The organism is Methanosarcina sp., assembly GCF_035390745.1.
In the GTDB taxonomy this organism is placed as follows: Archaea; Halobacteriota; Methanosarcinia; order Methanosarcinales; family Methanosarcinaceae; genus Methanosarcina.
Genome location: NZ_DAOOUJ010000017.1, coordinates 40,443 through 46,531, shown reverse-complemented (window position 1 = coordinate 46,531; position 6,089 = coordinate 40,443). Strand labels below are relative to the sequence as shown.

Here is a 6,089-nt window from a genome sequence, read left to right as displayed (position 1 = left end):
ATTCAGAATTTACTTAAGGAAGCCAGCAGATTAAAAACGCAGATTTTGTAACTAGCCCGGAAAAAATAACAGATTTAAAAGACGGTATTACAAAAGAATCTGACATTACAAAAGAATCAGTTATATTTTTCCATCTTCCAGAAGGCTGCAAAAGGCACGAAATTACATAAAAACAAGAATTGAGATAAAAAGGACTCGAATAACAGATTAACATGAAATAATTAATATCAGTGTTCCTCTTTCTCCCTTTCCCGTGTATACTTCTCTTTGATTTTCTCAATCATTTCCTCATTAGCCTCGATAACAAAAGCTCCAACATACCCGCATTCTTTGCAGTGGTAAACCGCACCTGCATACCCGCCAACCTCGTAGTACACGTCCGGATTCCCACAGACAGGACAGACCTCAACTAATTTTTCGCGGCTCAGGGTAATTCCCTCCTTTGAACAGGCTTACAATATCGAATTGTTAAATTATATATAAGAAGCATGATTCAAGATAAAGGCATGGTATTTTTAACGGATATTCAAACAGATATCCATTTAAAACCAGAATCATACGCAAACTTATATCACCAAATTCTATTCAAACTGAGATGTGGGAAAAGCCGGGCTGATAAGTAAATATAATCAGCCATGTACCCGGTTTACCCTCTTTCCAGACTAAAGATCTGTTCCAGATTCAAATATCAATATTCAAGATTTATAGATTCAAGGTTTACAGTGAGTAAGAAAATGACCGAAATGATGACACCTGCAATGCGCCAGTATTACGAAGCCAAACAGGCATATCCTGACACCCTGATCTTCTTCCGGATGGGAGACTTCTACGAGTCCTTTGGAGAGGACGCAAAAACCATTGCAAAAGAGCTTGAAATTACGCTAACAGCCAGGGGAAAGGACAGATCAGGAGAGAGAATGCCGCTTGCAGGAATTCCTTACCATGCCATTGACACATACCTTCCAAGGCTGATAAACAAAGGATACAAAGTAGCCATCTGTGAACAGCTCGAAGACCCGAAGCAGGCAAAAGGTGTCGTAAAGAGGGGTGTTGTCAGGGTAGTAACCCCGGGAACAGCAATAGATTCTTCCATGTTCTCGGATGCGTCAAATAACTACCTTATGGCAGTTGCAGGAAGAGAGATCGGAAAGCCCGGAAAAAGAGGGGAAAAAGAGATGGAATTCGGGCTTTCTTTCCTGGATATCTCAACAGGAGAGTTCCTCACAACTCAGTTCACAGACTCCGAGCACTTTGAAAAATTACTCAGCGAACTTGCCCGTATGAAGCCTTCGGAATGCATCCTTCCTCCAACCCTGTATGGGAATTCGGAACTCGTTGACAGGCTAAAGGAACAGACGGTTGTACAGCAATTTTCGCCGGAAATCTTCGGGATAGAAGAAGCAGGGGAAAAACTGAAAACTCACTTCAGGGTCTCAACCCTTGAGGGGATGGGCTGTGAAAAACTGGAACTTGCAGTCTATTCAGCGTGGGCTGCCCTTGAATATGCAAAGACAACCCAGATGAGAGACCTTGCCCATATCAATACCCTCAGGACCTACTCAAACACCGAATTCATGATTCTCGACTCCATTACCCTACGCAACCTTGAAATCGTGAAAAATGTAAGGGATGAAGGAGACCATAATTCCCTTTACAGGACCCTGAACTGCACCCGGACGCCGATGGGGAACCGCATCCTGAAAAAATGGCTTTTAAAGCCTCTCCTCTCCGTAGAAGAAATCAACCTCAGGCTGGACGCAGTCGAAGAGCTGGCAGGAGACCCTCTGCTCCGCTACGATATCCGGGACTGGCTTTCGGACGTGAGGGATATCGAACGCCTCGTGGGCAGGATAGTCTACGGAAACGCCAATGCAAGGGACCTCGTAGCCCTGAAAAAATCCCTTGATGCTGTGCCCTCTATCCGGGACTGCCTTCTGGAAAAAGCCGGTTCAAAGGTATTAAAAGAAATTGCGGAAGGGCTTGCATCTTTTTCAGAACTGGAAGAACTGGCTGAAATGATAGAAAAAGCAATTGTTGAAGAGCCTCCTGTAAGCGTCCGGGAAGGCGGAATGATAAAACCCGGGTTCAGCGAGGAACTTGACAATCTCAGGGATATTTCAAGCAACAGCAAACAGTGGATTGCAGCCTTCCAGCAGAAAGAAAAGGACAGGACAGGGATCAGGTCCCTGAAAGTAGGATACAATAAGGTCTTCGGGTATTACATAGAGGTTACCAATGCAAACAGCAGCCAGGTGCCTGATGACTATATAAGAAAACAGACCATGGCAAATGCGGAACGCTTCTTTACGCCTGAGCTCAAAGAAAAAGAAAGCCTGATACTTACAGCAAACGATAAAGCCGTGGCTCTGGAGTATGAAATCTTCACCGAAATCACAGAGACCCTTTCCGCCCATGCAAAGGAACTCCAGCAGACAGCGGAAAGGATAGGTACGCTTGATGTCCTCGCAGACCTTGCCGAGGTTGCGGAAAATAACAATTACACACGCCCGCAGATCACCGAAGACTGCAAGATCCTTATCAGGGACGGGAGGCATCCTGTGGTCGAAAGTACGGTCGCAGGCGGTTTTGTCCCTAATGATACGGAAATGGACTGCAAGGAGAATCAGTTTTTGCTGGTTACTGGTCCTAACATGGCAGGAAAATCCACCTATATGCGTCAGACCGCCCTTATTGCAATTATGGCTCAGGCTGGTTCCTTTGTCCCGGCATCCTATGCCTCAATAGGTATTATAGACCAGGTTTTTACAAGGATAGGTGCTTTTGACGACCTTGCAAGCGGGCAGAGCACTTTTATGGTCGAAATGGTGGAACTGGCAAATATCCTGAATAACGCAAGCCCGAAAAGCCTTGTGCTGCTCGATGAAATAGGCAGGGGAACGAGCACCTATGACGGGTACAGCATTGCAAAAGCAGTCGTTGAGTTCCTGCACAACAGAGGAAAGGTAGGTGTAAGGGCACTTTTTGCAACCCATTACCATCAGCTCACAGCCCTTGAAGAGAAATTAAAAAGGGTAAAAAATTACCATATTGCAGTAAAAGAAGAAGGCCACGAATTAGTATTCCTGCGGAAAATCGTGCCGGGAGCAACAGACAGGAGTTACGGGATCCATGTTGCAAAGCTTGCTGGAGTTCCGGAAAAAGTTATCGAAAGGGCAAACGAGATCCTCAGGGAACTCGAAAGGGAAAGCGTGCTTGATGAAGCCGAAGACAGCGAAAGCGGGAAGAAGAGAAAAGGCAAAGCAGCCGCCCGCTATACCCAGATGCTTCTTTTTGACCCGGGGAGCAGCAGCGGGAATTCAGAAGTAAAAAGGGGGCTGAGCCCTGTAGAAGCAGCCCTGAAAAAGACGAATGTGGATGAAATGACGCCAATAGAAGCACTGAACAAACTTCATGAGCTGAAAAAACTGCTTGGTTAAAAGAAGCGGGAAGAAAACTGAAATAATAAGCAGGAAAACGAATAGAATTAAAGATGGAAGGACAGATGAAAGAGCAGGTTGAAGATATAGCGGAAGATCAAACAGAAAAGCAAGCTGAGAAAAAGCTGGAAGAGAAGATGGAAAAACAGAAAAATAAAATCCGGATTCTTGACAGGGACACGATAAATAAGATCGCAGCTGGAGAAGTAATAGAGCGCCCCGCATCCGTGGTAAAGGAACTCGTAGACAACTCAATCGATGCAGGAGCAACGGAAATCCGCATTGAAGTTGAGAAAGGAGGAAAACATTCCATCCTTATCAGGGACAACGGCTGCGGGATGAGCAGAGACGATGCTCTCCTTGCATATAAAAAACACGCAACAAGCAAACTCACGAAAATAGAGGATCTGGATAGGATCTCTACAATGGGTTTCAGGGGGGAAGCTCTTGCCTCCATTACTGCCATAGCAAAGGTGGAAATCCTTACCCGTCCACCGGAAGATATTGCAGGCACAAAAATTGTAATCCACGGAGGAAAAGTAGAGGAAACCTCTGACGCAGGCACTGCTCCGGGAACGTCTGTGCATGTAAAAGAGCTCTTTTATAACACGCCTGCAAGGCGAAAATACCTGAAAACCGACCGTACGGAACTTGCCCATATCACTGATACCGTTATGAGGCTTGCCCTTGCTAATCCGGGAATTTCCTTCACCCTTTTCAGCGAAGGAAAGCCTGTTCTGAGGAATACAGGATCAAGTGACTCTTTTAACAGCATGGTAAACCTGCTGGGACCTGAAACCGCCCGGGCAATGCTGCCGCTTGAGTATGGGACAGAAAAATTTAAAATCCGGGGCTATATCTCAAAACCGGAGCTGAACAGAGGAGACAGCGACCAGCTTTTCCTTTTCGTAAACACCCGCCCTGTAACCTCGAAAACCATCACTACAGCCGTCCGTGAAGGGTATTATACAAAAATGCCCAAAGGACGATATCCTGTGGCAGTGCTTGCCCTTACCCTCGATCCGGGAGAAGTGGATGTAAACGTCCATCCCCGCAAGGCCGAAGTCCGCTTCAGCCGGGAAAAGGAAATTGGGGATGCAGTTATCCGTGCAGTTGAAAAGGTCCTTTCGGAACACGGACTTGCTCCGGAGATCAGGGAAAAAGAAGTAAAGAGGTTACAGAAAACATTTGAGGTTCCGAAGCCATCAGAGAAGGTTCAGAAACCGGACAACCTGGAATTGATGCCTGAGAAAAAAGCGGCAGACGAGATAAAGGTAGAGAAAGCAGCTGGAAAAGCAATCGAATTAGAAAATGGGATTTTATCAGTTTCAGAAGGAACAGGAATTCTAGACAGAGGAAATAGAATCCTTAGAGAGAAGTTCGAGGCTTACACCTATCCTGTAAAGGACACTGAAAGAAGGTTGAAAAAATCCGAGCGCCTCCTTGAGTTTGCAGGAAAGACGAAAGAGATAAAGGCTGAAGAAAAAGAGGTAGAAGAAAAAGAACTGGAAAGTAAGAAGCCCGAGGAGAAGGTAAGCGAAAAAACAGGTGCAGAGGAAAAGCAAAGCCAGAAGCCGAAGCAAAAAGCAAATACCGACCTTCTCGAAGACATCCGAATTATAGGCCAGGTTTCCAGAATGTATATCCTCGCTGAAAAAGGGGAAGACCTTGTAGTTATTGACCAGCATGCAGCCCATGAACGCATCCTTTACGAGCAGGTCATGAGAAGCAAAAAATCCAGAGTGCAGGAACTGATCGCTCCCGTAATGATAGAACTCACCCCGAAAGAAAAAGTGCTCATGGAAGAATACATACCCTACCTTGAGGAATACGGTTTCGGGATCTCGGAATTTGGGGACAATACCTATGTAGTCACCTTTGTGCCCGAGGTTTTCGGACGGCTTGAAGATACTGATGTAATTCATGACATGATATCTGACCTGCTGGCTGAAGGAAAGGTCAAAAAAGAGACAGGAATATCGGAAAAGGTTAGCAAGACCCTTGCATGCAGGGCAGCAATTAAAGGAGGGGCAGCCTGCACCCCAAAGCAGATGGAAGATTTGATAGAGCAGCTCAGGACCGCTGAAAACCCCTACTCCTGCCCTCACGGAAGGCCTACAGTCATAACCTTTACGAAAGGCGAACTGGACAGGATGTTTGCAAGAACTCCGTAAAGAACTTTGACTACCTAACGAAAAAAAAGCGAAAAAATCAGAAAAGAAGAGCTGTTAGGAAGAGAGGACATAAATATAAAAAACGGATTCTTTCGATAGAATATATAGAAAGAATACTGATTATTGATTTTGAAGAGATCAAACTGGTTTAAACTGGAAATATATCATTATTTCCTATAGATTTATATAATATAACTGATATGTAGAGTAGATGTCGGTCCAGTACTGACCCCACTGGCATCATTCCAAAAGAATATTTTTCACACCCCAACCCCCCAAACCCCAGTAAAGAATGGACACCCCCCATTCAAACCCCCCAAGAGAAACACCCCAACTTCCAGAAAAACGAAAAAAAATTCCACTCCTGGAATGATGCCACTCTTTTCTATAATTATTTTGTATTTCCATATTGTTCTGTTATATTACATGATACTGGGGCGTTATCTGAGGTTAGAGAGGCTCTTTCTTCGAATTCTTA

At 45.0% G+C, this 6,089-nt stretch carries 3 protein-coding genes; 2 read left to right on the top strand and 1 reads right to left on the bottom strand.

The window, feature by feature from the left end:
• Positions 1-227: 227 nt before the first annotated feature.
• Entirely contained in the window at positions 228-377 is a 150-nt protein-coding gene (locus PLL47_RS06360; protein WP_324445358.1) for a hypothetical protein, read from the bottom strand.
• Between the two features lie 357 nt (positions 378-734).
• Here PLL47_RS06360 and mutS point away from each other — a divergent pair, with 357 nt between their 5' ends.
• Positions 735-3,437: a DNA mismatch repair protein MutS gene (gene mutS, locus PLL47_RS06355; protein ID WP_324445357.1), complete on the top strand. Its 2,703-nt coding sequence runs from the start codon at positions 735-737 to the stop codon at positions 3,435-3,437.
• Between the two features lie 53 nt (positions 3,438-3,490).
• Positions 3,491-5,611 carry a DNA mismatch repair endonuclease MutL gene (mutL, locus tag PLL47_RS06350; RefSeq protein ID WP_502883681.1) on the top strand — a complete coding sequence of 707 codons (2,121 nt, stop codon included), beginning with the start codon at positions 3,491-3,493 and terminating at the stop codon, positions 5,609-5,611.
• Positions 5,612-6,089: the final 478 nt, after the last annotated feature.